The sequence below is a fragment of the Myxococcus sp. MH1 genome (genome assembly GCF_059738865.1).
The window spans coordinates 898,836-925,520 of the sequence record NZ_AP026947.1 but is presented as its reverse complement, the minus strand read 5'-3'; the positions used below and the strand labels follow the sequence as shown (position 1 = coordinate 925,520).

The 26,685-nt window shown below is 69.3% G+C and carries 25 protein-coding genes and 1 pseudogene; 11 read left to right on the top strand and 15 right to left on the bottom strand.

What is annotated here, in order from left to right:
• Window positions 1-2: 2 nt before the first annotated feature.
• Genes AC6JA9_RS03890 through AC6JA9_RS03880 form a run of 3 tightly spaced genes read right to left on the bottom strand, consistent with a single transcriptional unit; the run spans window position 3 to window position 2,704 of the window.
• Window positions 3-824, bottom strand: coding sequence for a hypothetical protein (locus AC6JA9_RS03890; RefSeq protein ID WP_223749237.1), 822 nt, complete (start codon window positions 822-824; stop codon window positions 3-5).
• A gap of 10 nt (window positions 825-834) precedes the next feature.
• Complete coding sequence (locus AC6JA9_RS03885; RefSeq protein ID WP_046710836.1) at window positions 835-1,203, bottom strand: response regulator; 369 nt, start codon at window positions 1,201-1,203, stop codon at window positions 835-837.
• A gap of 25 nt (window positions 1,204-1,228) precedes the next feature.
• Window positions 1,229-2,704, bottom strand: a complete 1,476-nt coding sequence (locus tag AC6JA9_RS03880) for an ATPase domain-containing protein (protein WP_223749236.1) — start codon at window positions 2,702-2,704, stop codon at window positions 1,229-1,231.
• Between the two features lie 118 nt (window positions 2,705-2,822).
• Here AC6JA9_RS03880 and AC6JA9_RS03875 point away from each other — a divergent pair, with 118 nt between their 5' ends.
• Complete coding sequence (locus AC6JA9_RS03875) at window positions 2,823-4,166, top strand: short-chain fatty acid transporter (RefSeq protein WP_223749235.1); 1,344 nt, start codon at window positions 2,823-2,825, stop codon at window positions 4,164-4,166.
• Between the two features lie 86 nt (window positions 4,167-4,252).
• A complete protein-coding gene (locus tag AC6JA9_RS03870; protein ID WP_223782387.1) occupies window positions 4,253-4,762 on the top strand; it encodes a hypothetical protein in 510 nt (169 codons plus the stop codon).
• Window positions 4,763-4,851: 89 nt separating this feature from the next.
• Here AC6JA9_RS03870 and AC6JA9_RS03865 read toward each other — a convergent pair whose 3' ends face one another.
• The gene (locus tag AC6JA9_RS03865; RefSeq protein ID WP_426748249.1) at window positions 4,852-5,760 is read right to left on the bottom strand and encodes a LysR family transcriptional regulator; all 909 of its coding nucleotides are present in this window, start codon (window positions 5,758-5,760) and stop codon (window positions 4,852-4,854) included.
• A 163-nt stretch (window positions 5,761-5,923) separates the two neighbouring features.
• Here AC6JA9_RS03865 and AC6JA9_RS03860 point away from each other — a divergent pair, with 163 nt between their 5' ends.
• Window positions 5,924-6,883 (top strand): MBL fold metallo-hydrolase, encoded by a 960-nt coding sequence (locus AC6JA9_RS03860; protein ID WP_497959105.1) that lies wholly within the window; start codon window positions 5,924-5,926, stop codon window positions 6,881-6,883.
• Between the two features lie 57 nt (window positions 6,884-6,940).
• Here the strand turns inward: AC6JA9_RS03860 and bla are convergent, their stop codons facing one another.
• The gene (bla, locus tag AC6JA9_RS03855) at window positions 6,941-7,834 is read right to left on the bottom strand and encodes a subclass B3 metallo-beta-lactamase (RefSeq protein WP_497959104.1); all 894 of its coding nucleotides are present in this window, start codon (window positions 7,832-7,834) and stop codon (window positions 6,941-6,943) included.
• Window positions 7,835-7,940: 106 nt separating this feature from the next.
• Window positions 7,941-8,321, bottom strand: coding sequence for a DUSAM domain-containing protein (locus tag AC6JA9_RS03850; protein WP_223749231.1), 381 nt, complete (start codon window positions 8,319-8,321; stop codon window positions 7,941-7,943).
• A 381-nt stretch (window positions 8,322-8,702) separates the two neighbouring features.
• Here AC6JA9_RS03850 and sitA6 point away from each other — a divergent pair, with 381 nt between their 5' ends.
• The 3 genes from sitA6 to AC6JA9_RS03835 all read left to right on the top strand — a co-directional run bounded on the left by sitA6 (window position 8,703) and on the right by AC6JA9_RS03835 (window position 10,597).
• The gene (gene sitA6 / locus AC6JA9_RS03845) at window positions 8,703-9,410 is read left to right on the top strand and encodes a SitA6 family polymorphic toxin lipoprotein (RefSeq protein ID WP_497959103.1); all 708 of its coding nucleotides are present in this window, start codon (window positions 8,703-8,705) and stop codon (window positions 9,408-9,410) included.
• A complete protein-coding gene (gene sitI6, locus AC6JA9_RS03840; RefSeq protein ID WP_267701138.1) occupies window positions 9,410-10,171 on the top strand; it encodes a SitI6 family double-CXXCG motif immunity protein in 762 nt (253 codons plus the stop codon). Before sitA6 ends, sitI6 begins: the two co-directional genes overlap by 1 nt.
• Before the next feature lie 222 nt (window positions 10,172-10,393).
• Window positions 10,394-10,597 carry a hypothetical protein gene (locus AC6JA9_RS03835; protein ID WP_141331950.1) on the top strand — a complete coding sequence of 68 codons (204 nt, stop codon included), beginning with the start codon at window positions 10,394-10,396 and terminating at the stop codon, window positions 10,595-10,597.
• Window positions 10,598-10,681: 84 nt separating this feature from the next.
• Here the strand turns inward: AC6JA9_RS03835 and AC6JA9_RS03830 are convergent, their stop codons facing one another.
• The 4 genes from AC6JA9_RS03830 to AC6JA9_RS03815 all read right to left on the bottom strand — a co-directional run bounded on the left by AC6JA9_RS03830 (window position 10,682) and on the right by AC6JA9_RS03815 (window position 17,770).
• The gene (locus AC6JA9_RS03830) at window positions 10,682-12,451 is read right to left on the bottom strand and encodes a DUF4397 domain-containing protein (protein ID WP_497959102.1); all 1,770 of its coding nucleotides are present in this window, start codon (window positions 12,449-12,451) and stop codon (window positions 10,682-10,684) included.
• A 41-nt stretch (window positions 12,452-12,492) separates the two neighbouring features.
• Complete coding sequence (locus tag AC6JA9_RS03825) at window positions 12,493-15,264, bottom strand: c-type cytochrome (protein ID WP_497959101.1); 2,772 nt, start codon at window positions 15,262-15,264, stop codon at window positions 12,493-12,495.
• Window positions 15,265-15,520: 256 nt separating this feature from the next.
• A complete protein-coding gene (locus tag AC6JA9_RS03820; protein WP_223782382.1) occupies window positions 15,521-16,561 on the bottom strand; it encodes a Vgb family protein in 1,041 nt (346 codons plus the stop codon).
• 90 nt (window positions 16,562-16,651) lie between these two features.
• Window positions 16,652-17,770 (bottom strand): substrate-binding domain-containing protein, encoded by a 1,119-nt coding sequence (locus tag AC6JA9_RS03815; RefSeq protein WP_497959100.1) that lies wholly within the window; start codon window positions 17,768-17,770, stop codon window positions 16,652-16,654.
• Window positions 17,771-18,473: 703 nt separating this feature from the next.
• Here AC6JA9_RS03815 and AC6JA9_RS03810 point away from each other — a divergent pair.
• Both AC6JA9_RS03810 and AC6JA9_RS03805 read left to right on the top strand, forming a co-directional pair.
• Window positions 18,474-19,715 (top strand): hypothetical protein, encoded by a 1,242-nt coding sequence (locus AC6JA9_RS03810; RefSeq protein ID WP_497959099.1) that lies wholly within the window; start codon window positions 18,474-18,476, stop codon window positions 19,713-19,715.
• Window positions 19,716-20,002: 287 nt separating this feature from the next.
• Window positions 20,003-22,522 carry a sodium-translocating pyrophosphatase gene (locus AC6JA9_RS03805; RefSeq protein ID WP_473566782.1) on the top strand — a complete coding sequence of 840 codons (2,520 nt, stop codon included), beginning with the start codon at window positions 20,003-20,005 and terminating at the stop codon, window positions 22,520-22,522.
• 68 nt (window positions 22,523-22,590) lie between these two features.
• Here the strand turns inward: AC6JA9_RS03805 and AC6JA9_RS03800 are convergent, their stop codons facing one another.
• Entirely contained in the window at window positions 22,591-23,130 is a 540-nt protein-coding gene (locus AC6JA9_RS03800; RefSeq protein WP_497959098.1) for a hypothetical protein, read from the bottom strand.
• Window positions 23,131-23,381: 251 nt separating this feature from the next.
• Here AC6JA9_RS03800 and AC6JA9_RS03795 point away from each other — a divergent pair, with 251 nt between their 5' ends.
• The 3 genes from AC6JA9_RS03795 to AC6JA9_RS03785 all read left to right on the top strand — a co-directional run bounded on the left by AC6JA9_RS03795 (window position 23,382) and on the right by AC6JA9_RS03785 (window position 24,885).
• Window positions 23,382-23,585, top strand: coding sequence for a cold-shock protein (locus AC6JA9_RS03795; RefSeq protein ID WP_046710823.1), 204 nt, complete (start codon window positions 23,382-23,384; stop codon window positions 23,583-23,585).
• Window positions 23,586-23,689: 104 nt separating this feature from the next.
• The gene (locus tag AC6JA9_RS03790) at window positions 23,690-24,256 is read left to right on the top strand and encodes an endonuclease dU (protein WP_473566781.1); all 567 of its coding nucleotides are present in this window, start codon (window positions 23,690-23,692) and stop codon (window positions 24,254-24,256) included.
• A 206-nt stretch (window positions 24,257-24,462) separates the two neighbouring features.
• The gene (locus tag AC6JA9_RS03785; protein WP_141331705.1) at window positions 24,463-24,885 is read left to right on the top strand and encodes a hypothetical protein; all 423 of its coding nucleotides are present in this window, start codon (window positions 24,463-24,465) and stop codon (window positions 24,883-24,885) included.
• 210 nt (window positions 24,886-25,095) lie between these two features.
• Here AC6JA9_RS03785 and AC6JA9_RS03780 read toward each other — a convergent pair whose 3' ends face one another.
• From AC6JA9_RS03780 to AC6JA9_RS03765, 4 genes and pseudogenes are all read right to left on the bottom strand, one after another.
• Window positions 25,096-25,284: a hypothetical protein gene (locus AC6JA9_RS03780; RefSeq protein WP_497959097.1), complete on the bottom strand. Its 189-nt coding sequence runs from the start codon at window positions 25,282-25,284 to the stop codon at window positions 25,096-25,098.
• Between the two features lie 20 nt (window positions 25,285-25,304).
• Window positions 25,305-25,400 (bottom strand): annotated as a pseudogene (locus tag AC6JA9_RS03775) (NUDIX domain-containing protein); the annotation flags it as partial.
• A 227-nt stretch (window positions 25,401-25,627) separates the two neighbouring features.
• Window positions 25,628-26,119, bottom strand: coding sequence for a hypothetical protein (locus AC6JA9_RS03770; protein ID WP_497959096.1), 492 nt, complete (start codon window positions 26,117-26,119; stop codon window positions 25,628-25,630).
• A complete protein-coding gene (locus AC6JA9_RS03765) occupies window positions 26,106-26,660 on the bottom strand; it encodes a DUF2378 family protein (RefSeq protein WP_223749218.1) in 555 nt (184 codons plus the stop codon). The genes AC6JA9_RS03770 and AC6JA9_RS03765 overlap by 14 nt, the downstream gene beginning before the upstream one ends.
• Between the last annotated feature and the right edge of the window lie 25 nt (window positions 26,661-26,685).

The following is a 26,685-nucleotide window of genomic DNA, read 5'->3' as shown; positions in this document are numbered from 1 at the left end:
CCTCAGTGCCGCACGCGCGGCTTCGGGGCGCGCACATGGACCTCCATGCGCGCGTCCCCCGCCACCACGCTGCTGAGCACCTCCTGCTGCTCGGGCCCCAGCCGCGCCACCGCGCGCAGCGTGGCCACCAGCAACAGCGCCTCCACCGTCGACGGCACGCCCACGCCGCCCGCGCCCGTCTTCAGCGGCATGGGCAGCCGGGGCACCCGCCCCGCCGAGGACAGCGCCTCCACCGCGTACGCCGGCGTCGTGTCCAGCGTCACCGCGATGGCCGGCAGCCCCTGCGCCGCCTCCGCCTGTCCCTGCGCCTGCATGTGCATCAGCTGTTGGAGCGCGCCCGGCTGGAAGTACAGCGCCAGCCCCGCCCGGCCATCGCCGGTGTGGAACACGCAGCCCTCGAAGGTGTGCGTCAGCGGACCGGACACCGCCACCTCGAAGGGCTGGCTGTCATCCCAATGCGTCCACGGCCGCGCCTCCCAGTACTCGGTGGCCGCCTGCACGAACAACAGCGCCTTGTCCGAGCCCAGCCCGGACAACCCCCGCTGTCCCCAGGCCAGGAACGTGGCGATGGCCGCCCGCGACGACAACGCCGCCTCCGTCGGCTCCTCCGCCCGCACGCCCAGCGCGGCGCCAGCCTGGGCCAACGCCGGCTCGCACCGCACCGACTCGCGCGCTTCCAGCCCCTCCAGGAGCACCGTCAGCCCCGCCACGTCGTCGCGCTCGAACACGGGCGCGGACGGCTCGCCCGCGTCGGTGATGCGCAGGTACACGTCCGTCGTGCCCTGGGAGAGCGGCACCGGGCCGAGCTTCAGCAGGTAGAACATGGGGGCCCTTCTAGAGCGCGCGCTTGCCGTCCAGGGCCTTGCGGACCTGCTTCATCAGGGCGGGGATGTCGAAGGGCTTCTGGAGGAAGGGGATGCCCGGGTACTCCGCGCGCAGCGCGGCCACGTCCACCGCGCTCATGCCCAGCAGCGACACGCCCTTCCACTCCGGCTCCGTGCGGATGTGCTTGATGAGCGCGGGGCCGTCCATCACCGGCATCATCCAGTCGGTGAGGACCAGGTCCGGGCGCAGCTCGCTCATGCGCGCCAGCGCCTCGCGACCATGCGAGGCCGTCAGCACCCGGTAGCCCTCCTCGCGCAAAAGGTCCGCGAGGGCCTCCAGGATGCCCTGCTCGTCATCCACCACCAGGACCGTCTCCATACGGGCGGGCTGCGCTCCTCGCGAATCAGGGATGGCCACCGCTCCGGTGGCGGGCAAGCCCCGTCAACAGGGTGTCCAGGGCGACGTCGAAGGGAGGCTGAACCTCGATTCCTTGGCGGGAGATGACGAACTCCCGGATGGAGGGGTCGTAGTCGGTGTCCCGCAGCTTGAAGAGGGTCAACAGCCGGCGCAGACGCCCCTCCAGCTCCACGTGACGCAGGAAGAAGAGGTTCTCCGCCACGGCGGAGGGCCCCGGCTCCAGGGGGACGTCGAGCACCGGCCCGAACAGGCGCGGCGTCTCCAGACTGAAGATGGTGGTGGCGCAAGAGGAGCGCAGCTCCTGCGTGAGCGCCGCGAAGAACGACGGCATGCGCGCGGGGTCCGGCGCCGCCTGGCTCATGGCGGGCAGCCCGTCCACGAACACCCGCGACACGTCGTGCTTGCGCACCGCGCTCAACAGCTGGTCCGCGAGCACGTCCAGGATGCACTCGGCGGGGGGCTGCCAGAGCAGGTGCATCCGGCCCTCCTTCACCGCGCCGGACATGTCCATGCCGGCGGCCGCCACCTTGTGCAGCAGCCGCTCGGGCGACTCGTAGAAGCCCATGTACAGGCAGCTCTCGCCCTGCCTCAGTCCCTCGACGAGCAGGCTGCTGCCCATCAGCGTCTTGCCGCTGCCCGGCGGCCCCAGCAAGAGCGACGTGGAGCCCGCCGCCAGCCCGCCGGGGAAGAGGGCGTCCATGGACGGGATGCCGAAGTGGACCCGCTTCTCGCGCGGCTCGGGCGGCGGGCCGCGCCGCATCCGGGCCTCCAGCCGGGGGAAGACCTCCAGCCCCGCGTTGGAGATGCGGAAGGTGTGCACCCCCCCCATCGTCGCGCCGCCGCGGAACTTGCGGACCTGAAGCTCGCGCCAGGAGCGCACGCCCAGGGTCCGCTCGCGCAGCTCCAGGATGCCATCCACCATGGTGTACTCGGGGTGGACGGTGGGGCCGTTGGAGCTGGTGAGCATCAGCGCGGTGAAGCGGGACAGGCCCGCGGACACCTGCAGCTCGTGGATGAACTTCTTGAAGTCGCGGCTGCTGCCCGCCGCCTCCTGGGCCTGCACCAGGCCGTCCAGCACCAGGATGTTGGCGTTGTGGTTGCGCACCTCGCGGCGCAACAGCTCCAACAGCCCCGGCAGCCCCTGCTCCTCCAGCGTGCGGAAGCCGCTGACGTAGTACACGCCATCGGGCAGCAGCGCGGGGTCGAAGAAGGCCATGTCCCGCATGTTGGCGAGCATGCGCGCGTGCGACTCGGCCAGGAGCGTCACGTAGAGGCAGCGCACCCCGGCTCGGCCCTGGTGGTAGCAGAGCTGGTTGGCGAAGAGTGTCTTGCCCGCCCCGGGCTCGCCCACGACGATGTAGACACCCGAGGTGATGAGGCCACCGCCCAGCACGGCGTCCAGGCCGGGCACGCCGGTGGACACACGCGCGTCCTGCCGCGGCGCTTGCTCGGAAGGAGACATGGGAGCGCTCATACCGCAAAACGTACGTCCCGCGCGCCTGGATTGCTTACAGGGAGCACGACAAGCCCTCGGAATGCCGTAGAACGGACCTGGAACCCTCCAGGAGCCCCTGCCCCGCGTGGACACCCTCGTCCGCATCGCCGAAGCCCTTGGCCGTTTCTCCGCGCGCTTCGTGCCCAGCGCGTTCTCCATCGCCGTACTCCTGAGCCTGTTGACCATGGGCCTCGCCATGGGCTGGGTGGGCGCAAGTCCCCCCAAGGTGCTCGACGCGTGGGGCGGCGGCTTCTGGGAGCTGCTCACGTTCTCCATGCAGATGGCACTGGTGATGTTCACTGGCTACCTGCTCGCGCTCACCACGCCTGTCCGAGCGCTCCTGGAGAAGGCGTCCGGCCTGGCGCGCACGCCGCGCGGCGCGGTGGCGCTGATGGCCTTCGTGTCCATGGCGCTGGCGTACATCAACTGGGGCCTGTCCCTGGTGGCCAGCGCCATGCTGGTGCGCTTCGTCGCGCGGCGCCGGCCGGACGTGGACTACCGGCTGCTCGTCGCGTGCGCGTACTTCGGCCTGGGCGCGACGTGGCACGCGGGCCTGTCCGCCTCCGCGCCGCTGCTGGTCGCCACGCCGGGCCACTTCCTCGAGAAGAGCATGGGCCTCATCCCCATCGACCGGACGCTCTTCTCGCCCTTCAACGTCTCGCTCACCGTGGGCGTCGTCGCCGGCCTCACGCTGCTGGCGTGGGCGCTGCATCCCAGGCCCGAGCACGTGGTGCGGGTGGACCCGGCGGTGCTGGAGAAGCTGGGGGACTTCGTTCCGCCCGAGCGCCCCGCCGACCAGAGCCTGGCCGTCTGGCTGGACCACGCGCGGCTGCTCAACGTCCTCTTCGGGGTGCTGGGGTTGCTGTGGCTGGGCCAGTACCTGTGGCTCAACGGCGGCTGGCGGGCGCTCAACCTCAACGTGGTGAACTTCACCTTCCTGGTGCTCGCGGTGCTGCTGCACGGCACGCCCGCGCGGCTCATCAAGGCGGCGGAGGAGGCCGGCACGGTGCTGCACGGCATCGTCCTGCAGTTCCCCCTGTACGCGGGCATCTACGGCATCTTCAAGGCCACGGGGCTGACGGACCGCATCGGCCAGCTCTTCGTGTCGCTGTCCACGCCGCAGACCTTCCCGGCCATCGTCTATCTCTACAGCGGCGTGGTGAACTACTTCGTCCCGTCGGGGGGTTCCAAGTGGGCCATCGAGGCGCCCTACCTGCTCGACGCGGCCAGTCGGCTGGGGGTGGCGCCGGAGAAGGTGGTGCTCGCGTACGCCTGGGGTGACATGGCCACCGACCTCATCCAGCCCTTCTGGGCGCTGCCGCTCCTGGCCGTGGCCCGCTTGGAGTTCAAGGACATCCTGGGGTTCTTGCTGGTGGCGTTCCTGGTGTACCTGCCGCTGGTGACGCTGGCGTTCTGGTGGCTCGGATGAGACGCGACGGGGTTCCGTGCTAGACCTCCGGGCAGGACCCGCCGGGGAAGGCGGATCCCAACTCATCCAACGAGGGGACCCCGAGCATGAAGAAGCTGATGACGCGGACCATGGTGTGTGCGGTGTTGGGGATGTCGTCGCTGGCGTTGGCGCAGGACGCGGCGGCGGAGGCTCCGGCCAAGGAGCCCGCGAAGGTTCCGAGCGCGGACGCGGTCCGTGACACCTGGAACTTCTTCTACAACGGCAAGGGCCAGGGACCCGTGCTGGTGGAGGCCAAGCTCTGTACGGAGGTGGCCAAGGACGGCCCCAACAAGTACGAGTGCATCGCCGAGGTCGCCGCCGAGGGCATCAAGGCGAACACCACCGTGATGCTGTGGCAGGCCTACCTGGTGCCCCAGGGCGACTCGGTCGAGGACGTCATGGTGCAGACCAAGCAGGGCAACGTGGTGCGTGAGACCAAGGACGTGAAGCTCAAGGGCGACGGCTGGCGCGCGCGGCAGTGGACGGGCGTGCGGCTCAACAAGCCGGGCAACTGGACGGTCTCCGTGATGCGCGGTGACCAGGTCCTCAAGGAGCTGCAGGTCAAGGTGAACTGAGTCACGCACCGCGCTCACTTCGAGCGCATGCGTGAAGCACCTGACGCCCACCACGAGGCCCCTTGCGGCCTTGGGTGGGCGTCTTGGTGTCAGAGGTCGGGGCGGCTTGAGAACAGCTCGGTCACCCACTCGATGAAGACGCGCAGGCCGGCGGCCTGCTGGCGCGCGGGAGGGTAGACCAGGAACAGGGGCCGGGGTTCGGGCCGCCAGCCCTCCAGCACGCGCACCAGCTCGCCCCTGGCGATGTAGGGCTCCAGCACGAAGCGGGGCGCGAACATCACGCCCAGGCCCGCGAGCCCCGCGGCCAGGTACGCGTTCGTCTCGTTGAGCGTCAGCAGGCTGCGGCCGTGGACCTCCAGCCGCTCGCCGTCGCGGAGCAGGACGAAGGGGAGCTCCTTGCCGCTCGGCGAGGAGAAGTAGCTCACCACCGCGTGCGAGGGGCCCGCCAGCTCTTGTGGATGGCGCGGCCAGCCGTGGCGCTCCACGTACGCGGGTGACGCGCACAGCCCATAGGTGAGGTCCACCAGGTGCCGCGCCACCAGGGACTCGTCCTTGACCCCGCCTCCGCGAATCGCGCAGTCGACGTTGTCGGAGAGCAGGTCGACGACGCGGTCACTCACCCCCAGCTCGAGGTGCATCTGGGGGTAGCGCGCGTAGAACGACGGCAGCGCTGGCACCAGGAGCAGCCGGGACAAGGTGCCGCTCGACTCCACGCGCAGGCGGCCCCTGGGGCCGCGCTTGGATTGGGACAGGGTGGATTCGAGCTCGCGCACCTCGCCGAGCAGACGCAGGGCCTGGGGGTAGTAGCTCTGGCCCTCGGGAGTCACGGTCACCCGACGCGTGGTGCGGTGCAGGAGCTTCACGCGCAGGTGCGACTCCAGTTGCTGGATGAGCCGGGTGACGGCGGTCTTCGGGAGGCCCAGCGCGTCCGCGGCCTTGGTGAAGGTGCCGCTCTCCACCACGCGGACGAAGGCCTCCATGGCCATGAACTTGTCCAATCACGACCTCCGCGCGTGGCATATCGCATTCGATTGTTTCCGGGGTGAAACAGTGTGTAGGGCGGGCGCCCGTTTATCCCAGACAGGGCCGGGGGCTATTTCATCGCCCATGACAAGACCTCTCTCCCGCGGTGCTTTCCACGCAGTCTCACGCGCCCTCACGATGTGGGTGTTGGCCACGGCGCCCGTCATCCCGACCGCTGTCCACGCGGCCGCGCCCCAGGTGCGCACGCAGGCACCTGGCTTCCACCGGATGTTGCTCGGGGACTTCGAAGTCACGGCGTTGTCCGACGGCACCGTTCCGCAGACGGTTCGCGACGTGGCGACCCACACGACGCCCGAGCGGGTCAAGGAGCTGCTCTCGCGCGACCACCTGGAGGACCCCGTCGAGCTGTCCATCAACGCGTTCCTGGTCAACACGGGCAAGGCGCTGGTGCTGGTGGACACGGGCGTGGGGGGCCTCTTTGGTCCCGACGTGGGAGGCCGGCTTCAGCAGAGCCTCCAGGCCGCGGGCTACCAGCCCGCGCAGATCGACGTGGTGCTGCTCACGCACATCCACTCCGACCACTCCGGAGGGCTGATGTCCGGCGCGCGTCGGCTGTTCCCCAACGCCCTCCTCCAGGTGCATGCACGCGAGGCGGACTTCTGGCTCGGGCGCGACAAGGGCACGGGCACGGTGGACCCGAAGTACTTCGAGGAGGCGCGGGCGATGGTGGAGCCCTACCGCGCGGCCGGGAAGCTGCGGGCATTCGGCGGTGGGGACACCATCGTCCCGGGCATCCGGGTCATGCCGACGACGGGACATACGCCGGGGCACAGCAGCTTCATCATCGAGAGCCGGCGCCAGCGGCTGGTCCTGTTCGGCGACCTGATGCACTTCGGCTCGGTGCAGCTGCGCGAGCCGTCGGTGACGGTGGCCTATGACGTGGATGACCGGTCCGCCGCCGCGCAGCGGGCGCGCGTGTTCGCCGACGCCGCGGCGCGCGGAGACCTGATTGGGCTCTCGCACATGCCGTTTCCTGGACTGGGCCGACTGAGCGCGGAGGGGCGGAGCTACCGGTGGGTGCCCCTCAACTACAGCTCGGGTCAGCGGTGGCCGGAGGCCCGGCTCAGCGCGGAGTGAAGAAGGCACGGCCCGCCACGAGCCCCTGTTTCGAGGGCTCGGGTGGGCACGCGTGGTTCAACGAGGCTTGCGACGCTGCTCGCTCAGCCTGGCGTTGAAGTCGTGCTCGGCGGCGTCCGCGTAGGCCTTGCAGGTCAGCGCCTTGGCGCCGGCCTTGTCTCCGGCGGAGTATTCCCAGCCGCTGAAGCTCGGATGAGGTGACAGCAAGACATCACAAGGCAGCGCGCGCACGGTGGCGAGGCTGCGTCGATAGTCGTCGACCAGTCGGGGGTAGCGCGGGTTGCCCAGCAACTGATACCCGGGGGTGCTGAGACTGTCGACGTAGGCGATGCGCACGGGCTTGCCGTCTCGTGTATCCGTCCACGTCCAGGCGGTGCTGCCAGGGGTGTGCCCTGGCATGAAGTGCGCGGTGAACTCGACGCTGCCCTGCTTGACGACCTCGCCGTCCATCACCACGCGGTCCACCACGACGGGGGCGAAGACGAAGTCATCACCGAAGTGCAGATCATCGACGCCCCCGCGAGCCAGCAGGACCGCGGATTCGGCGCTGGCGACGACCCGCGCGCCGGTGCGGCGCTTCAACGCGGCGAAGGGACCGGCATGGTCGGCATGGGCGTGGCTGCTCAGCAGCAGGCGCAGGTCCTGGGGCTTGAAGCCACGACGCCGCAGGTTCTCCAGCAGATGGTCGGCCATCTGGGGCATGCCGCCGTCGAGCAGCACGACACCGTCCTGGGTCTCCACCAGCAGGGCGGTCAGCTCCTCGGTGCCAATCTGCCAGGTGTGGTCGGCGATGCGCAGCGGCAGGATGGGCTGCAACCAGGGCGCATCCACGGTGTAGGCCTGTAACTGTGGAAGCGGCGGGAGTTTCGGCTGAGCCGGCGGTGTGGCGACAGCGGTCGCGGCGCCCAGCAGGCAGGAGGAGAGAACCCAGGTGAATGTCCGGAAGCGCATGGTGGGTGAAGAGGGCAGGAAGGTGCGGGGACGCTAGCACGGCACCACGCGGGGGCTTCGCGGATACGGGACCGCAAGACGTGGTGTCTCCGAGCCACGACTCACGTCACGGGTCGTCGGACATCTCGTCGAGCTGTCCTTGGGCCACTTCGCGATAGTGCGGCACCCGCTCGACGGCGAGCACGTCCCGCATCACCTGGCGAGCAGCATCGAAGTCGCCGGCTCGCTTGTGACGGTACATCTGGTTCAGTGAAGACACCATGCGGCTGGAGCCCTCGCGAATGCGCCGCGCGCACTCTTCCAAGAGCGTCCGGGCGCCAGCGTCCGTTGCCAGCAAATCGGTGGCTTCGGAGATACCGATACCAACCTCACGGGCCGTGCGCTCGAGCAGGGTGCGGATGTCATCGGTGAGCACGAGGCCTTCACCGCCCTGCAACACACGACGGGCAAGGGTGCGGATGGGGTCCCAGTCCAGTTCATCGGACACGCACGACCTCGTCTTCGGATAGCACTTGTCGCCTGGCCATTCCTGCGGGCCCTACCACCTCTCGAGGGGTCGAGGCATGTCCTGAAAGTCCCTTCAAGGGCAATCCACGGAGGCGTCGATGTGCATGCGTAGGCCTGGGGCGTTGGAAGATTGGGGTGGACGCCCAGGAGAAGGTGGGGCGTGGCGTGCTTCCAGGTGACGGTCCGCTCCTGGCCGGTATTCCCACGTGCCGGTGCGCACGCTGTTCCTGGGAGCCATTCGGATGAAGTTGGAGATGCTGCTGGAGGAGGCACTTCGGGGGTGATGGGGCCGGACAGGTGAGGGAGGTTCGCGAACCCTGGCTTGGGTTGTGATTACTCTCGCCTGCAAAAGCGGGGATGCATGAACACCATCTGGAAGTGGTTGTGGGTGACGGCCGCATGGTTGCTCATCGGCTGCGCTACGACAGACGCTGGCGATAGGGCACGACTCGGCGACGGGGCTGGACAGTCGGCCTCGGAGTGCGCCGCGGAGTCAGAAGATGCCGGGTGCACGGTCGTCGCGTGTGAGGGCGAGACGTGTGGCCTCTACCGGTGCGAGGACGTGGCCACACCTCCGCTGGCGCTGCGTGGGAGTGCGCCCACGAGGGCCGCGCGAGCCCCACAGCGTAACTGGCTCCCCTCCATGCCCATGCCGGGCCGCGAGCCGGTCATGGTCTTCAAGTTCCACCGAGACGAGGAACTGCCCAGTCAGGCCCGCGTGCGCAAGGCTCATGCCGAATGGGCGTCCGGGCCCAAGGAGAAGCACCACATCTTCCCCAGGGCGCTGGAGGAGTACTTCACCAGGCGTGGCATCAACATCCACGAGTTCGCCCTCGCCATCGACGTGGCCCAGCACAAGCGAATCCATCGGGACGGGTACGGTGGACCGTGGAACAGCGATTGGCGAGAGTTCATCCAGCGGGTGGAGAAGGACGGGAAGCGCGCGGAGAGGTGGGAGTTGATGGAGCAGGCGGGCTACATGATTCAAAAGTACGGTCTGGTGGGCATGCCCATGTCGTACTGGCAGAAGCTCGGTGACTGGAGTCTCGCGGAAGAGGGAGGTGGGTGATGCGCTATTTTCGGCTGAAGACGTCCGCAACGGGCTCGAAGCACCGAGGCAGCTACATCGCGAAACGGCAATGGCGCCTGCCCGACTCGGTCTGCCCGACATGCGATACCGAGTACTCGGACCTCGGGTTGGAACTCCCCCCCGTGAACCTTTCGAACCACCCCGGAGAGAAGGAGTTCCGCAAGGCACGGCAGGTGCCCTGGGATGAGTACGTGCGGCTCCGTGATGGAGTGATGCCTTACCTGCCGGAGGGAGCCGTCGTTCAGCCAGGCGTGGGCCTGGGCCCTCTCGTTGGGAAGGCCAGCGGCAGTCTCCCGCCCTTCGTCCTGCAAGACCCATGGACGATGTTGGTCCACGGCGACGTGCTCGAGCAGATGACGGCGGCGGGCCTGACGGGCATCGCGCCCGTGGAGAGCCGCATCACGGGGAACAAGCGCGGGCCGCTCTACGAACTGGCCCTCACCCGACAAGGCGCGCTGGGCGCCGGGTGCCAGCGCGTGCACTACGGCGAGCCGTGTGTCACGTGTGGTCAGTCCAAGTACGCCACGTCCGACACGTGGTGGCTCGACGCGGGGAGCGTGCCGACGCTCGACGTGGTCCGGTTCGCTGCGATGCCGGTGTACATCCTCGTGAGCGAGCGCTTCGCGGAGTTCGCCGCACGTCTCGACGAGAGCGGTGTCGCCGTCGAGGATGTGATGGGCCCGCCTCCCGAGAAGAAGCTGCCGCGCAAGGGAGCGCCGCCGGAACCCGTGCTCGTGTGAGTCGGTGCAGTCCCTGCTGGACTCCTCGCTCACCCAGTTCTTCCGTGCGGTGGCGCGACACCAGACCTGAGCCGATATTTCCATCTCACGACAACCATTCCCGAGCCCAGGGAATGAGGCTGAAAAAGCAACAACTCCAGGTCGACGGTCTCCGGCTGGAAATGAGCACGGCGTCGCCCGGGTAGTCCTCCCGCGCGGAATCCTCCGCGCATGGGAGGACACATGTATCGAATCATGATGAGCACGGCGTTGATGGTGGGACTGGGCGGAGGCTTCACCCTGGGAGCCTTCCCGCTGGCGGCGGAGGCCGCGGGCCCCTCCATCCCGCCCATCTGCAGCAGGTCCCAGTGCCAATACCAGTGCAGCCTGTCGGGTGCGAATGGCGCCTGCATCAATGGGATGTGCCTCTGCTACATCGACGTCTGACACCCCGGGTCGCTGAAAACACCGCGCCCACCTCGAGCCCCTGTTGCAAGGGCCCGGGTGGGCGTCGGAACCGTCAGGCCCGACTCACGGCGCCGGCAGCGGACTGAAGCTGGCGTCGTTGGGGCCCGAGGCGCCCCAGTTGTTCTGCCGGACGTTGAGCGTCCGGTACGTGAGGGAGCCCTCCCACTCACCGATGAGGATGAGGAAGGATGGCGTGGCGAGCACCCTGCCCCGGATGAAGCGCTCCAGTGAGGACCCACCCGTCGTGCGCACGCCCAGCCACGTGTACGCCGGGGACGTGTTGGACACGGGCGGAGAGAAGACCACACCCGCCGCGGGCTCGGTGGCGGTCAGGAACGAGGCCCCCGTGAGGAGCGGCGAGAAGTCCCCCCGACTGAAGCCATCCTCCAGCATCGAATAGGACCCGAAGTCGAGCGGCGTCGGCGCGCTGGCCGAACAGTGGATGAAGCGCAGGAACGCCGACGGAGGCACCTCCGCCGCGAACCGCTCCCTCACCACGGTGAGCGTCGGCGAGGCGCCCTGTCGTCCACACAGCACGCCCAGGTAGCGGCCACCGGCCTCCAGCGGCCCGCTGTTCGCGGACTCGAGCACCGCCTGCCCGGGCTGACCATTGACGGTGACGCGCACGGGTACGCCTGTCTCCGACACGGGCAGGTCCGCCACCTTCGGCGACGTGCCGTAGGTGATGCCCGTGGCGATGTTGAGCGACTGGTAGACGACCTGGAGCGAGGACGCCGTGCCCCCGGGTGTGGCGGGGAGCAGCCCGTTGAAGAAGTAGACCAGCGGTCCGCGCCGCAGCCGCACGACCTGGTCCTGCTTCGCGGTGATGATGAGCAGCGCGGAGGCCCCATCATCCGGCAGCGTGCGCCGGTCCTCACCGGTGTTGATGACATAGTACGCCCGCCCCTCCTCGAGCGTCCGCGGCGGCAGGTTGTAGTAGAGCCATCCACTCTGCGAGGGCGTGAAGGCCGGGCTCGCCCCCGTGACGCTCACCCTCACGTCCTCCCGTGGAACCCGCACCCCCTCCTCGTGCTCGTCCACCGAGTAGGCATTGACCGTGTTGCCCTCGTAGGGATTGCCCGCCTCGTCGGCCAGGCGCCGCGTCGCCGTCGCGGAGGTGACCCGGTCCGCCGACATGAAGCGCACCCGCACCAGGTCCGGCTCCGTCTCGACCCCCAACGCGTCATCCCTCAACACCACCAGCCGAGGACGGTCCGGTCGCTCCTGTCCCACCTGGAGCAACGAGCCCGCGCCCACCACCGTCACCCACGTCCCCGCCTCCAGCGTGAAGCCCACCTGCGCGAGCACCGGAGCCGACTCGCCTCCTTCCGTGTCGCGCGCCACGAACACCACCTCCTGAGTGTCGCCCGTGAGAATCACCTCCTGGAACGCGGTCACCGCCTCGCCCCCCGCCTCCACCGAGGTGAACAGCTTCGAGTCCCCCACGTGCAGGTCCACCGAGAAGGGCGCCCAGGGCTGGTCCGTCACATCCGTGGGATTGCCCTTCGAACCCAGGAAGGCATTCACGAAGCGCACCCGCGCCCGAGGCCGCGTGTCCGGCCCCGCATCCGGAATCCCCGCATCCGGAGTCCCCGCGTCCGGCACGACAGGGCCCGCATCCGGAGCCCCCGCATCCGGGACGACAGGGCCCCCATCCGGACCACTGTCGACAGGTCCGGGGCCGGAGTCCCGTCCCGAGTCCGGCACGCCCGAGTCCGGCACGCCCGAGTCGGGCCTCGGGTCCTCGGAATCATCTCCACACCCGATGGGCCCCACCGACAACAGGCCCGCCAGCATCAACAGCCACACACGCAGGAGTCTGCTCTGGGTCACGTTGGCGCTCCGGAAGAAAGGACTCACACGGCCAGGGCCGCTCACGGCGTCACTCCACGCTCACACTCGGTCCGCAGGGGATGGATGGCGCTCGCGCCACGCGACAGCTCGTCACGCAGGTAGAAGTAGGCCATCACCCCCACGTTGAACTGCGCGCGCTGCAGCCACTCGGTGAGCGCGGGCTCCTGTCCGCCGCGCACCGCGTCCGTCAGCACGTTGTCGAGCGTGCAGACCTCCTCCCACATGCGCACGCCGCCCACCGCGTTGCGATTGCCGCTGGGAGGCTCCGCCGACGCGGTGCCGAAGCTCCCCGTGCGGATGAGGTCACACGCCCCACGCCCCGCACCCAGCATGTTCGCGCCCCACTTGCTCCAGTCCGAGGCGCGCGGCGAGAAGTCGATGTCCACCTCGCCGTATTTGATCCACGCGCTCATGAACTCCGGCGTGAACTGCACCGTCGTCCCACCCGACGCCATGTACGCCAGGTAGCGAGCCGCCCCATGGGGGTTCAGGGTGTCGAACAACCCCAGGTTCGACACCCCGTCCGTCGCGCCGAACATGCCGCTGACCAGGTTGGCCACGCGGCCCCCGTTGAGCGCCACCAGCACCTTGGCCGCGCCCGTCTGTCCATCCCCCGCGCGTCCGTGACAGTTGGCGCAGATGCCCTGGTACGCGGTGGCCCCCGGCGTGGAGTAGTACAGCTCGCCCCAAGGCGCGCGCGGGTTGCCCAGCGCGTTCACCATCCACTTGTCGCGCGAGTCGTTCCACGGGTCATGCCCGTCGGGAGGACTGCTCCGCGTGGGGAACGAGCAGACGCGCTTGGGCTGCCACCAGTTGGTGGGGAAGCGCTTCTTCGCCAGCTGCTCGTGGCGCTCGGTGATCGCGTACCGCGTGAGGAACTCGAACGGCCCGTGGCCGATGGCCTGACACCAGTCATGTCCGCGCGGCTCGTACGGCACCTTGTCGGTGAAGTCCTCGGCAATCCAGGTGACGTCCGCCGGGTCCGAGCACGAGCCCGCCACCGCGGTGTCCGCCTGCCGCAGCCGAGTCCGCACCGCCTCCAGCTTCGCCTCCGGGCTCAACGACTTCTCCGCGGGCCACTCGAGCGTCGCCAGGTAGCGCGCCACCAGGAGCGACGCGCGGCAGTCCTTGCCCGGCACGTTGGTGGGCATATGGATGACGCGCGCATCCGTGTCCCGCGCCACGCGCTGGTAGAGCGTGCTGGAGGGCGTGCGGAGGACCAGGTCCTGCTGGAAGCTGGGCACCTCGCAGTCCGCGTAGACCCGCTGCCCGTTGCTCTCCTTCACGCCGCACGGGTTCCAGCCGAACAGGATGCCCTCCGCCGTGAAGTCCAGCGAGGCGATCGCCGGGTTGCTCCGCACCGCGAACCCATGAGGACTGTGGCACTGGCCGCAGTTGCCGACGAAGTACCCCTGCAGCTCCAGCGCCGCCTTCCGGGCCTCCTCCGACCCGGGCAGCGCGCGGGCCTCGGCGAAGCGCTCCAGCCGGGGCAGGTGCTCCTCCAGCGCCGCCAGCTCCCGGAAGACGGGCACGCCGGTGACGACGCCGTAGCGCACCAGCCGGTCCATCTGGTTCAGCTCGTCCTCCTCCACCCGCGTCTTCGCGTCCACGCCCGCCTCGCCCGAGGCGCGGCGGTTGAGCTGGAGCGGCGTGAAGCCGAGGACGAAGTTCCGGGCCTCCGCGCCCGTGTGACACTGGACGCAGCGGTGGGCTCCGGGGACGGCGTAGTTGCGCGTGGCGCCGCCAATCTCGAACGCCTTGTAGACGAGGACCCGGTCCGAGAACGGCTCGTTGTCCCGGTAGCGCAGGTCATGCAGCTCCGCCACCGTCTCGTCCTCGTTCCAGAGGTAGGTGCCGAAGAGCGACTGGCTCCACGGCTCGCGCACCACGATGAGCCGCGTCTCGATTCTTCGATAGCGCCGGTGCCCGTTTCCATCGGACACCGCCTTGAAGAACGTCTTGTAGAAGCGCGTGTTCGGCGGGATGTGGAACCGCTTCGTCTCCGCGTCGTACCGGATGGACTGTCCCGCGGGGACATGAACCAGCCGCAGCTTCTTGGCGTTGTCGGAGAAGAGCGGGTACGTGGGCGCGAAGGCCACGGTGCCGTGCTCCACCAGCTTCGCCATGTCGAACGTCATGATGTCGGTGTCCGTCTCCGACAGCAGGCGCGGCAGCTTCGTGAGCCCCGCGAAGAAGGTGTCCTTCGGAGCATCGCTGCCCAGCGGATACTCCGGGGAGACGTAGGGCACGCAGTTGCCCAGGTCCGTCATCGCGTCGCCCACCTCGCGCGCCACCGCGACACCGCCCTCGGACGACGCCTCACATCGGACGGGAAACGCCCCCGCCGGAGCGCCCTGCGCCAGCCACGACTGGAGCGCGCAGGACACCTCCACCGCCTCCTTGAGCTGCGAGGGCGTCGCGCGCGGCGGCATCTCGCCCTGGGCCGCCTTCAAGGCCATGCGCGCGCCGTCCCGCTTCAACCCCTCCACATCGGAGGTGTACTGGAAGCCACCCTGGATGTTGGGCGCCACGTGGCAGGAGGCGCATTGCGCATCCACCCGCGTCTTCAGGTGGTCGAAGGTCTCCGTCACCGTGGGACGGGTGCCCGCCTGACGCAGCGGAATCCGCTCCGCCGAACGCGCGGGGAGACACGCCCGCTTGTAGGCAGGCACCTCGACCGGCACCTCCTTCACGGGCTCCGACCCGGGCGAACAGGCCAGCGCGACTGGAATCAACGTCAGACACAACAGCAGCGCGCGGCCTGGGCCCGGCCCAATCCGTGTCATCCCCATGATGATGTCCCTCCCGCATTCTCCGGATGCACCGTGACCACCCCAGGCCTCCCCCACCGGGTCCAGCTGGATGAAGGAGACCTGCCAGGATGGGGCGCACCCTAGCCGCGCGCACCGGCAGTCAATGCCAAGTCCTTGCAACAAAACCAGACACGCCCCCGCCCGCACCCAGCCATGACACAAGACGTCTGCCTTTCGACGTCTCACGAACACGTCACGGCCGGATGCGAAGAAAGGCGCTCAGGTCCCGGCCATGTCACGGCACGGCGATGGCGCGAATCCGTCCCAGCTTGTGCGTGCCGCGCTCGGTGAACCACAGGTGCGCATCCAGGCACCAGGAGCCCGGCGGCGCGAGCACGATGCCGGAGGGCCGGCTGTTGGGTGACGCAAGGGCATACTCGGTGATGGTGCCCGCGTAGGAGATGCGGCCGATGCGGTTGCCGGCGAGTTGGGTGAACCAGAGCTGACCATCCGGCCCCAGCGCGATGGCATTGGGCTGGCTCCCCGGCGTGGGCAGGGCGAACTCCGTCACCACGCCCTCCGGGGTGATGCGGCCGATGCGGTCCCCGGCCTGCTCGGTGAACCAGACATTGCCATCCAAGCCCGCGACGATGGCGGACGGCGCGCTCCGGGCCACCGGCAGCTCGAACTCCCGGATGACGCCGTCGAAGGAGATGGAGCCAATCTTGTTGGCCGCCTGCTCCACGAACCAGAGGTTGCCGTCGAAGCCCTGGGTGATGGCGCGAGGCTGGGCACCCGCCGTCGGCAGCGCGAACTCCGTCACCACGCCCTCGGGCGTGATTCGGCCGATGCGGTTGCCCACCACCTCGGTGAACCAGACATTGCCATCCAGGCCGGCGGCGATGCCGGCGGGGCTCGAGCCGCGGCTGGGCAGCGGGAACTCCGTCACCACCCCGTCACGGGAGATGCGACCCACCTGGTTGGCGGCCAGCTCCGTGAACCACAGGTGCCCGTCGAAGCCCGAGGCAATCTGTTGCACGCCCGCGCCCGACGTGGGGAGCGGGAACTCGGTGAGCACCCCGCTCCGGGTGGCGCGCCCCACCTTGTTGGAGCCGGCCTGGGTGAACCAGAGCGCCAGGTCCGGACCCACGGTGATGCTCAGGGGACCCGAGCCCGCGGGCAGGGAAAGCTCCGAGACGTCCCCCACCGCGCCCCGCGAATCCCGGCAGACCCAGGGCGCGGCCTGGGGGTCGGACGCCAGGGCGGGCGCGCCCACGAGCGAGGTGGAGACGAGGAGCAGCGACGAGCGAAGCACGACATGAAGGTTCGAGCGCATGGGAGCAGGACTTCGGTTGGGAACGCGTTGAAAAGACGAGAGGGAGCGAGGGAGCCCCTCGCTCCCTCGCTCCAGCGGGTCAGCCGATGACTAGTTGCACAGGCCCTGGCCACGGCCCTTGTCGCCGCCGCAGTCGAGCGCGCCCAGGTCGCTGCAGGCGATGAAGCCCTGCTCGGTCAGGATGGCCTCGAAGTCCTCGGAGTTCGTGTCGTAGATCCACTCGTGCAGCGTGGCCTCGTCGAACGAGCGGGCCGCGGTGCGGTTCTCGTTCAGGAACAGCCGGCGGGACAGCGGGTAGACGTCCGTGGCGCCCGCCTGGAGCAGCTTGCGGACGTTGGTGGCGTTGGACTCCACGTAGAGGCTCGTGGTGGGCGAGATGGGCGAGACGGCCTTCAGCTTGAGCTTCGAGTTGCCCGGGCGGGACGCGGAGTCACCGGCGTAGCCGATGGCGTTGGCGCTGGCCTCCGTCAGCTTGCCGATGCAGGCGGTGGCGCCGTCGGACGCGGTGCAGGGGCTGGGGTTGGCGGCGGACTCGTCCACGATGACCGTCACGCCGGGGCAGAACGTGCCGCCCTTGAGCAGCGACTTGAAGGTGTCCGTGGTGCCGGACAGGTCGTCGCGGCGGTACTTGACGATGGGCGCCGACGGCAGGCCGAACGCGCTCCAGTCCGTGGGGCACGCGCCGGGGATGGCCACGTTCGCGTTGTCGGTGGCGAAGAAGATGCGGCGCAGCTCCTGCGTGGTGAGGCCGTTGCTCGCCAGCGCCGTGTACGTGCTCGTCTTCACGAACGCGTTCACCGCGTCCAGCGCGATGGTGTTGCTGCGCTCGCCGGGGCAGCAACCCTTCGCGTCCGCGGCGGCGCCCCCCAGACAGGTGGCCCCCGACGCCGTCTTCGGCGCGGCGAAGTCACGCGACATGGGCGCCAGCGTCTGCTGGCCCGCGCCGCAGAAGCCGCTGGAGCCCACGCCGTTGCGCATGCACGCCTCGCCCACGCCGGAGCCCTTGCCCTCCACGCTCAGCCCGGAGCCCGCCTGCAGCGACCCGGCGATGAACGTGTCCTTCAGCGTGTCGGAGCCGTAGAAGGCCTGCGCCAGCGCCTGCCCGCGGCTCGACTCCACCTGCTGCCCTCCCACCACCGACTGACCACCGCAACCGACGACCGACATCGCCACCACCGTGGCGGACATCACCCACTTCATGCTGTTCATGGACGACTCCTCAGGTATCGCGGGGGATTGACGGCAAGACGCGGCCCTCTCCCCGCGGACTGGGGAGCGGTGTGGCTTCGAGTGCCTGGAGAGGACCGTCGAACCCGGAGGCCCGGGCTTCGACGAGGCGCAAGGTGCCTCAATGGCCAGACAGGCGCTGACTCAACTTGGTCAAGATTTGGCCAGCGCCGTGTCACACCCGCCGTGCGGCAGCATTCACAGCCGCTTCGTGGCGCGTTCGTGGCGCGCGCGGCCGCAATGTCAGACACCTGACAGCTGCCGGACCCACACCCCGCCACCTCGCCTGCTCGTGGGTGCTACAGGCCTGTCTGCCTTCCTGCCGGCCGCGTCGTTTTTCCTCCCGCGTTGGCTGGTGGACAGGGATTTTTTCAGGAGACAGGACATCCACCCCGCCCTCCAGGCCCATGTCCCCGGGCCCCTCAGAGGGAAAACCCTTGCGGGGACGCCGCTGGCAACCTGCTTGCAGAAGCATCCCCACGGTTGAAGGGCAGAGGGTCGTCGGGGGGTTGGGCGGCGGGAGAGGCTGGGGCGGGCGATGGCGGGTTGGCGGTGGTTGAGCGTGGTGTGTCTGCTGGCGCCTGCACTCGTGGCGTGCGGGGAGCAGGCGATTGCAGCACCACGTGCTCCAGGCCCGGTGGTGGTGGTGGGGACGGCTGAGCGGGGTGGCGAGGGCGAGGGGGTCATGGCGTGGTCGCGTCCGCTGGCGCACGGGGACAGCGAGGCGCCACACGCGGTGATTGCTCCCGACGGGGACGTCCTCGTCGCGGCGACATACCGGGAGCCTATGGACGTGGGGGGCGGCCCCCTGCCTTTCAACCGGAGTGCATCGAAGCCTCATCTGTTGGTGGCGCGCTTCTCCCCGGACGGGGCCCTGCGCTGGGCCCACGGTGTCGTTCCGGAGGAGGGCACCTCGCGCGTGCGCGTGGGCGGGCTCGTCATCGACACCCAGGGACGGCCGTGGCTGGGCGGCGCCATCTCCGGCGCCACGCTCTCGGGCACGCGCCTGCCGGATGGTCCCTTCATCGCGCGCCTGTCGCCCACGGGCTCCGTCGAGGCCGTGAAGGGCTTCACGGGCGAGGGCGCGCTCACCATCCAGGCCGTCACCTCCGACGCGGGCGGCGTGGTGGTGGTGGGTGACTTCAGCGGCGAGCACGACTTCGGCGACGCCGTGCGCTCGCCTCCGGACGGTGAGCGCGGCGCCTTCGTCCTGCGCCTGGACGCAATGGGCCGCACGCGCTGGAGCCGCGTCTGGTCCGCGGGCGCGGAGGGCTTCGTCACCGCGCGCGCCGCGGGCGTGGATGCCTTCGGCGGCATCTACGTGGGCGGAGCCTACGCGGGCGCGGTGTGCTTCGGCGGCGGCCAGTTCCTCACGGTGCGCCAGCGCACGCCCTTCGTCCTCAAGCTGACGCCCGAGGGCACCCACGCGTGGAGCCGCGACTTCCGAGGCTCCACCGGCGCGGTGAACGCGCTCGCCGTGGGCCCCGACCGCGTCTACGTGGCGGGCGCCTTCTCCAGCCGCTTCTACTTCCAGGGCCAGCCCCACGACGCGGGCAACCACCACGGCTTCGTCGCGGCCTTCAGCGCGGACGGCCAGGAGCGCTGGGCGCGCTCCTTCGCCGCCACCGCCACCGCGCTCGCCACGGATGACGCCGGACAGCTCACCGTCTCCGGCACCCACGACGGCGCCCTGGAGCTGGCCCGCACCGCCGCGCCCGCGGGCCTCTACGTCGCCCGCCTCCAGCCCGAGAAGGGCGACGCGCTCTGGGTCCGCACGCTCGAAAGCCCCCAGCAGCCGTCAGCCCGCACTGTGGCCGTGGATGTCACAGGGCATACATTGGTGGCTGGCGCGCTGCGGCGAAAGCTTCCGCCAGGGACGCCCTATCCGCAGCCGCAGGATGGTTTTCTTTTCCGCCTGAAACCCTGACACGAAAAATGGCGGGAAATACTTAGACGCGGCATCCCAATCATTTGTCTTGCGGGCAATCGAAGCCTGTCTCGGATTCGACTTCCCACGGGCGGCCATGGTATTCGCCGTCTCGCCTTCGGACGCGTGCCGTTCGCGCGCCTTGAAGGGCGAGGCTGTGCTGAAGCGTCGGCGCGCGGCAACTTCGTTCGCAGACGGCCAACCCCTCGACACCACTCCCTGTCATCCCGGGGCGCGGCGTTGTGGGTCGCGCTTCCGGCCGAGTCTCTGTGAGGAGTTGCACCCCCATGACAAGCACCGTTTCACGCAAGGACGCTCCGTCCCGGAGCGTCACCGGCGTGGTCGCCAGGGCCCTGGGGCTCCTGTCGGTCCTCGCCGCCACGTCCGCTCACGCCAGTGAGGCGGACCTGGTCCTCCCCGACTTCGCCTCCAAGACGTTCCTGGGCGGCGGACTCAATGGCCATCAACTGCTGTTGTCCGGCATCGCGGTGAGCGTGCTGGGGCTCGTCTTCGGCTTCCTCCAGTACGCGAGCCTCAAGAAGCTGCCCGTGCACCGGGCGATGCTCGAGATCTCCGAGCTCATCTACGAGACGTGCAAGACGTACCTGATGACGCAGCTGAAGTTCATCGGCGTGCTGTGGGCGCTCATCGCGGTGGTGATGGTGGGCTACTTCGGCTTCCTGCGTCACATGGACGCGGGCCGGGTGGGCATCATCCTCGTCGCGAGCCTCGTGGGCATCGCCGGCTCGTGCGGCGTCGCCTGGTTCGGCATCCGCGTCAACACGTTCGCCAACAGCCGCACCGCCTTCGCGAGCTTGCGCGGCAAGCCCTACCCCACCTACGCCATCCCCCTGCAGGCGGGCATGTCCATCGGCATGGTGCTCATCAGCACGGAGCTGTTGCTGATGCTGGCCATCCTGCTGTTCATCCCGGCGGACTTCGCGGGCCCGTGCTTCATCGGCTTCGCCATCGGCGAGTCGCTGGGCGCGTCCGCGCTGCGCATCGCGGGCGGCATCTTCACCAAGATTGCCGACATCGGCTCGGACCTGATGAAGATCGTCTTCCGCATCAAGGAGGACGACGCTCGCAACCCGGGCGTCATCGCGGACTGCACGGGTGACAACGCGGGTGACAGCGTGGGCCCGTCCGCGGACGGCTTCGAGACCTACGGCGTGACGGGCGTGGCGCTCATCACCTTCATCCTGCTGGCGGTGGGCGAGGGCTTCCGGGTGGAGCTGCTCGTCTGGATATTCATGATGCGCATCGTGATGGTGCTCGCGTCGCTGGCCGCCTACGCGCTCAACAACGTGTACCAGTCCGCCAAGTACAAGAACGCGGACCACATGAACTTCGAGCACCCCCTCACCGCGCTGGTGTGGGTGACGTCCATCATCTCCGTGGCGCTGACGTTCCTGGTCAGCTACCTGCTCATCCCCAACCTCAACGGCGACCCGTCGCTGTGGTGGAAGCTGTCCGCCATCATCACCTGCGGCACGCTGGCGGGCGCCATCATCCCGGAGGTCATCAAGGTCTTCACCTCCACGGAGAGCCGCCACGTGCGCGAGGTGGTGACGGCGAGCCGCGAGGGCGGCGCGTCGCTCAACGTCATCTCGGGCCTGGTCGCTGGCAACTTCTCCGCGTACTGGATGGGGCTCGTCATCGCCATGCTGATGGGCCTGGCGTTCTGGTTCAGCGGCTCGGGCGTCGCGGGCGAGGGCGTGGGCCAGCTCATGATTGCCGCGCCGGTGTTCGCCTTCGGCCTGGTGGCCTTCGGCTTTTTGGGCATGGGCCCGGTCACCATCGCCGTGGACTCGTACGGCCCGGTGACGGACAACGCGCAGAGCGTCTACGAGCTGTCGCTCATCGAGAACGTCCCCGACGTGAAGGACGAGGTGAAGCGCGACTTCGGCTTCACGCCGGACTTCGAGAAGGGCAAGGAGTACCTCGAGGAGAACGACGGCGCGGGCAACACCTTCAAGGCCACCGCGAAGCCGGTGCTCATCGGCACGGCCGTGGTGGGCGCCACCACGATGATCTTCTCCATCATCGTGCTGCTCGTCGGCATCAAGAACGGCGTGCTCGACCCGGAGAAGGCCCAGTACCTGTCCCTGCTGCACGCCCCGTTCCTGTTGGGCCTCATCACCGGCGGCGCCGTCATCTACTGGTTCTCCGGCGCCTCCATGCAGGCGGTGTCCACGGGCGCCTACCGCGCGGTGGAGTTCATCAAGGCCAACATCAAGCTGGAGGGCGTGGAGAAGGCCAGCGTGTCGGACTCCAAGAAGGTCGTCGAAATCTGCACGCAGTACGCGCAGAAGGGGATGATCAACATCTTCCTGGCGGTCTTCTTCAGCACGCTCGCGTTCGCCTGCCTGGAGCCGTACTTCTTCGTGGGCTACCTCATCTCCATCGCCATCTTCGGCCTGTACCAGGCCGTCTTCATGGCCAACGCGGGTGGCGCCTGGGACAACGCGAAGAAGCTGGTGGAGGTGGAGCTCAAGGCCAAGGGCACGGACCTCCACGCGGCCACCGTCGTCGGTGACACCGTGGGCGACCCGTTCAAGGACACGTCCTCCGTGGCGCTCAACCCGGTCATCAAGTTCACCACCCTCTTCGGCCTGCTCGCCGTGGAGCTGGCGGTGGAGCTGGAGGCCGCGGGCCAGGGCCAGCTCACCCGCATCCTGTCGGTGGTGTTCTTCGTGCTCTCGACGGTGTTCGTCTACCGCAGCTTCTACGGCATGCGCATCCAGAGCGTCGCCGGCGCCAGCGCGCCCGAGTCCAAGCCCCAGGCCGCGGTGAAGACGGCCTGAGCGCCGCCTTCCCTTCGTGATTCAACAGCGGCGGGGTGCCTGTCCCAGGGCCCCGCCGCTTCGCGTCTTCAGGCGCCGATGCCCTCGGGGTCCGTCAGGTGCTCGCCGCCCAGGTGCATGCCCGTCTGGCAGCGGTAGTCCGTCACCAGCGCCACCGCCAGCGACGACAGGCCCAGCAGCACGTGCGCCGCGGCGGTGAGGGGGTGCCTCTTCGCATAGCCCAGCGCGAAGGGCGCCAGCGCCGCCGCCGCGCCGTGGACGTAGTCAAACAGCTCATGCACCTCGATGGGGATGAGCTTCGAGACGCTCAGCCGCGCGTCGGTGAGCAGCGTGATGCCAACCAGCGACGCGCCCAGGGCCCAGCCCGCTCGACGCGCTGTCCCATCCTCGGACAGGTGGCCCGCCACCACCGCGGCCACGCCGGCGCGGTAGTCCAGCAGCGTGTGGACCTCCGAGGGCACCCAGCGGCGCAGCGGGAAGCGCTCCAGGAGCGGCCGGGAGAGGATGCCCGCCCGGGCGCTGGTATCCACCAGGTGGCGCGCCACCCGGCGGGGGGCGCTCTCCGCCCGGGGGGTGATGGGAGGGGGAGGCAGGATGGACAGGCTCATCGCGGGGTCCTTTCCGGGGCGGTACCGAGGGCTCCTCCTGACGGTAGGCACGCCCACCGCCAGCGCCCCTCCCCGCATGCCCGCGGAAGTAGGAATCCCGGCCACCACTCCTCACCCCTCCCGCACGGCAAGCGGCCGAGGGGGCTTCCACTCAGCCGGCCGCCCCAGGCAGACTATGTCCGACTTACGGCCTCTACATTCTCAGAGGCCGATAACCGCGGCGCGCCGCACCACCCGAGAGAACGCGATTCATGGCAACTGGTACCGTGAAGTGGTTCAACGATGCGAAGGGCTTTGGTTTCATCGTGCAGGACGGTGGCGGTGAGGACGTGTTCGTCCACCACACGGCCATCAACATGGATGGCTTCCGGACGCTGCAGGAAGGCCAGAAGGTGGAGTTCGAGGTCGGCCGCGGCCCCAAGGGCCTCCAGGCGCAGAACGTTCGCGCCGGCTGAGCCTTCTTCCCAGTCCGGACGTCCCTGAAGCCCGTCTCCGCGTCGCGCGGGGTCGGGCTTCTTCCTTTCCGACGGGGGGCGGGCTTTGCGAGGCTGGGCCGCCCATGCGCCTGCCCCGCTTCCCCCGAGTCATCGGCTTCGACGATGGGCCCTTTCCCCGCCGCGCGGGAGTCTCCGTGCCCCTGGCGGGCGTGGTCTGCGCGGGCACGCGCTTCGAGGGGCTCGTCTGGGGGCGCGTGCGCAGGGACGGCTGGAACGGCACGCGCGAGGTGTGCCGGCTGCTGGAGGGCGGCAAGTTCCTGCCGCAAGTGCATCTGGTGTTGCTCGATGGCATCGCGTTCGGCGGCTTCAACGTGGTGGACCTGCCCGCGCTCGCGGCGCGCCTGGGCAAGCCGTGCGTGGCGGTGATGCGCAGGCCGCCGGACCTGGACGCGGTGGAGCGCGCGCTGAGGCGGCTGCCGCGCGCGGACGAGCGCTGGGCCACGCTCTGCCGTGCGGGGCCCATCCATCAGCTTGCGGGCTTCACCTTCCAGGTGCAGGGCGCCGGGCCCGACGACGTGGCGGAGGCGCTCCGGCGCGTGACTGACAGGGGCCACGTGCCGGAGGCGCTGCGGCTGGCGCACCTCATCGGCTCGGCGGTCGTCACCGGAGAGAGCAGTCAGCGCGCCTGAGTCGGATGTGACTCGACTTCACGTTGGGCGCGGAGGATTGCGCTGGCGTGAGATGGGGATGCGCGCTGGTGGCAATGTTCCATCGTCCCGGGTCTGTTGCGACACAATTCCTTTCGACTATTCCAGGGCGGACAGACTGTCCGGGGGTGGTTTCGGAGTGGCCCGGATGTTTGTTATTGTTTGTCCTCCCCAGGAGGGAGGGCTCCATGTTCGAGGTCTCCAACGATACGAACCGCCGCACCGTCACGGTGCGGTTGAAGGGCTTTGTCCGACCCAATGAGATGAAGGATTTCGCCGCGGCCTACCGGACCGCGACGGATACGTATGCGAAAGGCCGGCACCTGGTGCTGGCGGATATGCGGGGCTTGAAGGCGCTGGAGCCGGAGTCGGCGGCCATCTTCGGCGAGGTCGTCCAGTACGGCCGCGAGCGGGGCTGCCTGGTGTGCGTGCATGTGTCGGACTCGGTCATCGCCCGGCTCCAGACGGCGCGCGTGGCCTCCGAGACGGTGACGGAGAACGGCGACATCACCGTGAATTGTGTGTCCATCGAGGAAGCGGACAAGCAGCTCGCCAAGGCCCGTACCCAGCACTTCCTGGTCAACGAGCCCGCGGTCGCCCACGCCCGCTGACGACGGTCTCCTCTCCCCGCACGGGCCCCCTCCTCGACGTCACTGTCGCGCCCGCACGGGGATTTCTCACCCTGGCAATCCCTGTCTCGAGGACGCCGGCTCACCCCGGCCTGGCGGTGCCATGTCTCGAGACACGGCCGCGGAGGTGACGCGGCGGGAGCGGGCATGGCCCCGTGGGCCCATCGTCTGCCCGCGTGGGATTGCCGGGGGTCAGCGGCGTGAGCGCGCGTGCTCCAGGTAGGCACGGACCAGGGGCGAGACGGGCAGGCGCAAGGCGGTGTCCAAGTCGATGAACGCCGCCCAGGTGACCTCGCGGTCATCGATGGTGAGCGTGGGCTCGTGGTCCACGTCGAGCTCGAGGAAGCGGACGTGGTCCTCCTTGTTCTCGGAGGTGCCCACGGTCTCGAAGACGGGGCGAGGGAGGACACGTCCACGCGCAGGCCGACCTCCTCGTGCAGCTCGCGGGCGCCGGCCTGCTCGGGGGACTCGCCCCCGTCCATGCCTCCGCCGGGCATGCTGAGCGGGTGCTTGTAGGAGTTCTGGAGGAGCAGCACCCGGCCGGCGTGCCACACGCCGACGAAGACGCCCTGCGTCCTGGGGTGACGCACGAGCCAGTACAGCCGCGCCAGCGTGTACGCGCCCCGGTACCCCGTGCGCGCGAGCGCATCCACCCACCGCTTCACCGTGGCCTCCTTCCGGCGCAACCCGAGCCCCCGTCATAGCAGGGACGCGGCAAGGGCCCCTACCGGGCGCGGACCTCGGGCGGCACCTGCGCGAGCCAGCCCACCTCCAGCACGCCCCACAGGCCCAACAGGATGGCCTCCGCGGCGTCGTGGCGCAGCGAGGTCGGCTTCGGCGCGCCGGACCACGCGATGACCCTGCGCGCCAGTCCGTCCGCCGCGTCCTTCGCCTGTCCGCCACTGCGCTGCTCACGCGCGTACAGGAGCCGCTCGCGCCAGTCCTCGGCGGAGACGCGCAGCACGGGCAGCGCGCGCCGTGACGCCTCGCGCTCCCAGACGTCCGCCACGGGTCCGCCGCCCTCGAGGACGAGCCAGGCCAGCTCGCCCGAGCCCGCGAGGACCGAGGGCACCGCGCGCTTCAGCCGCGACTGGCTGCCGAAGTTCTGCGAGCGGTACGTCCGCAGCCGCCCATCCGGTCCGTACAGGGCGAGCCCCGAGCGCAGGCCCAGGTCCACGGCGAGCAGGCCCGGCAGGGAGGGCTCAGGAGACTCCATTGCGCCACGTGCAGCGGTAGGTGACGTCGGCGGAGGTGAAGCCCGCCACGGTGACGAGCGGCTGCACGGCGCCGGTGGCGCGCAGGCCCGCGCGCAGGGCGCCCTGGGTGAAGTAGCGGATGGGGCCGGCCTCGTTCATCCAGAGGTCCACCTCGTTGGAGGAGACATCCTCGATGCGGGCCTCGGTGTAGTTGTTGCCGGAGCGGAACATCTGCTGGGCGCGGCCCACGCCGCGTCGAGGGCCCAGAAGCTGGATGACGCTGAAGAGGGCGCGCCCCATCGCCGTCTCGCGGTAGCCGTCCACCATGCGCTCACCCAGCAGGGCATAGCCCTCCTCGGGGGGCACGTCGGGGTGCAGCTCCTGGGCGGCGACGCGGACGGCGGAGCACCAGATGTCGAAGTCGTAGGCGGGCCGGAGCTTCTTCTTCAGGTCCAGGCCGACCTCGTGCAGGCGGTCTCGCAGGACGGGCGTGACGCGCCCCGCGAGTCCCCTCACGAAGAGCCCTTCGAAGGTGTGCTCGAAGACGAGCTTCTCCGGCATGTTCACCAGTGTACTCTGGACCCAT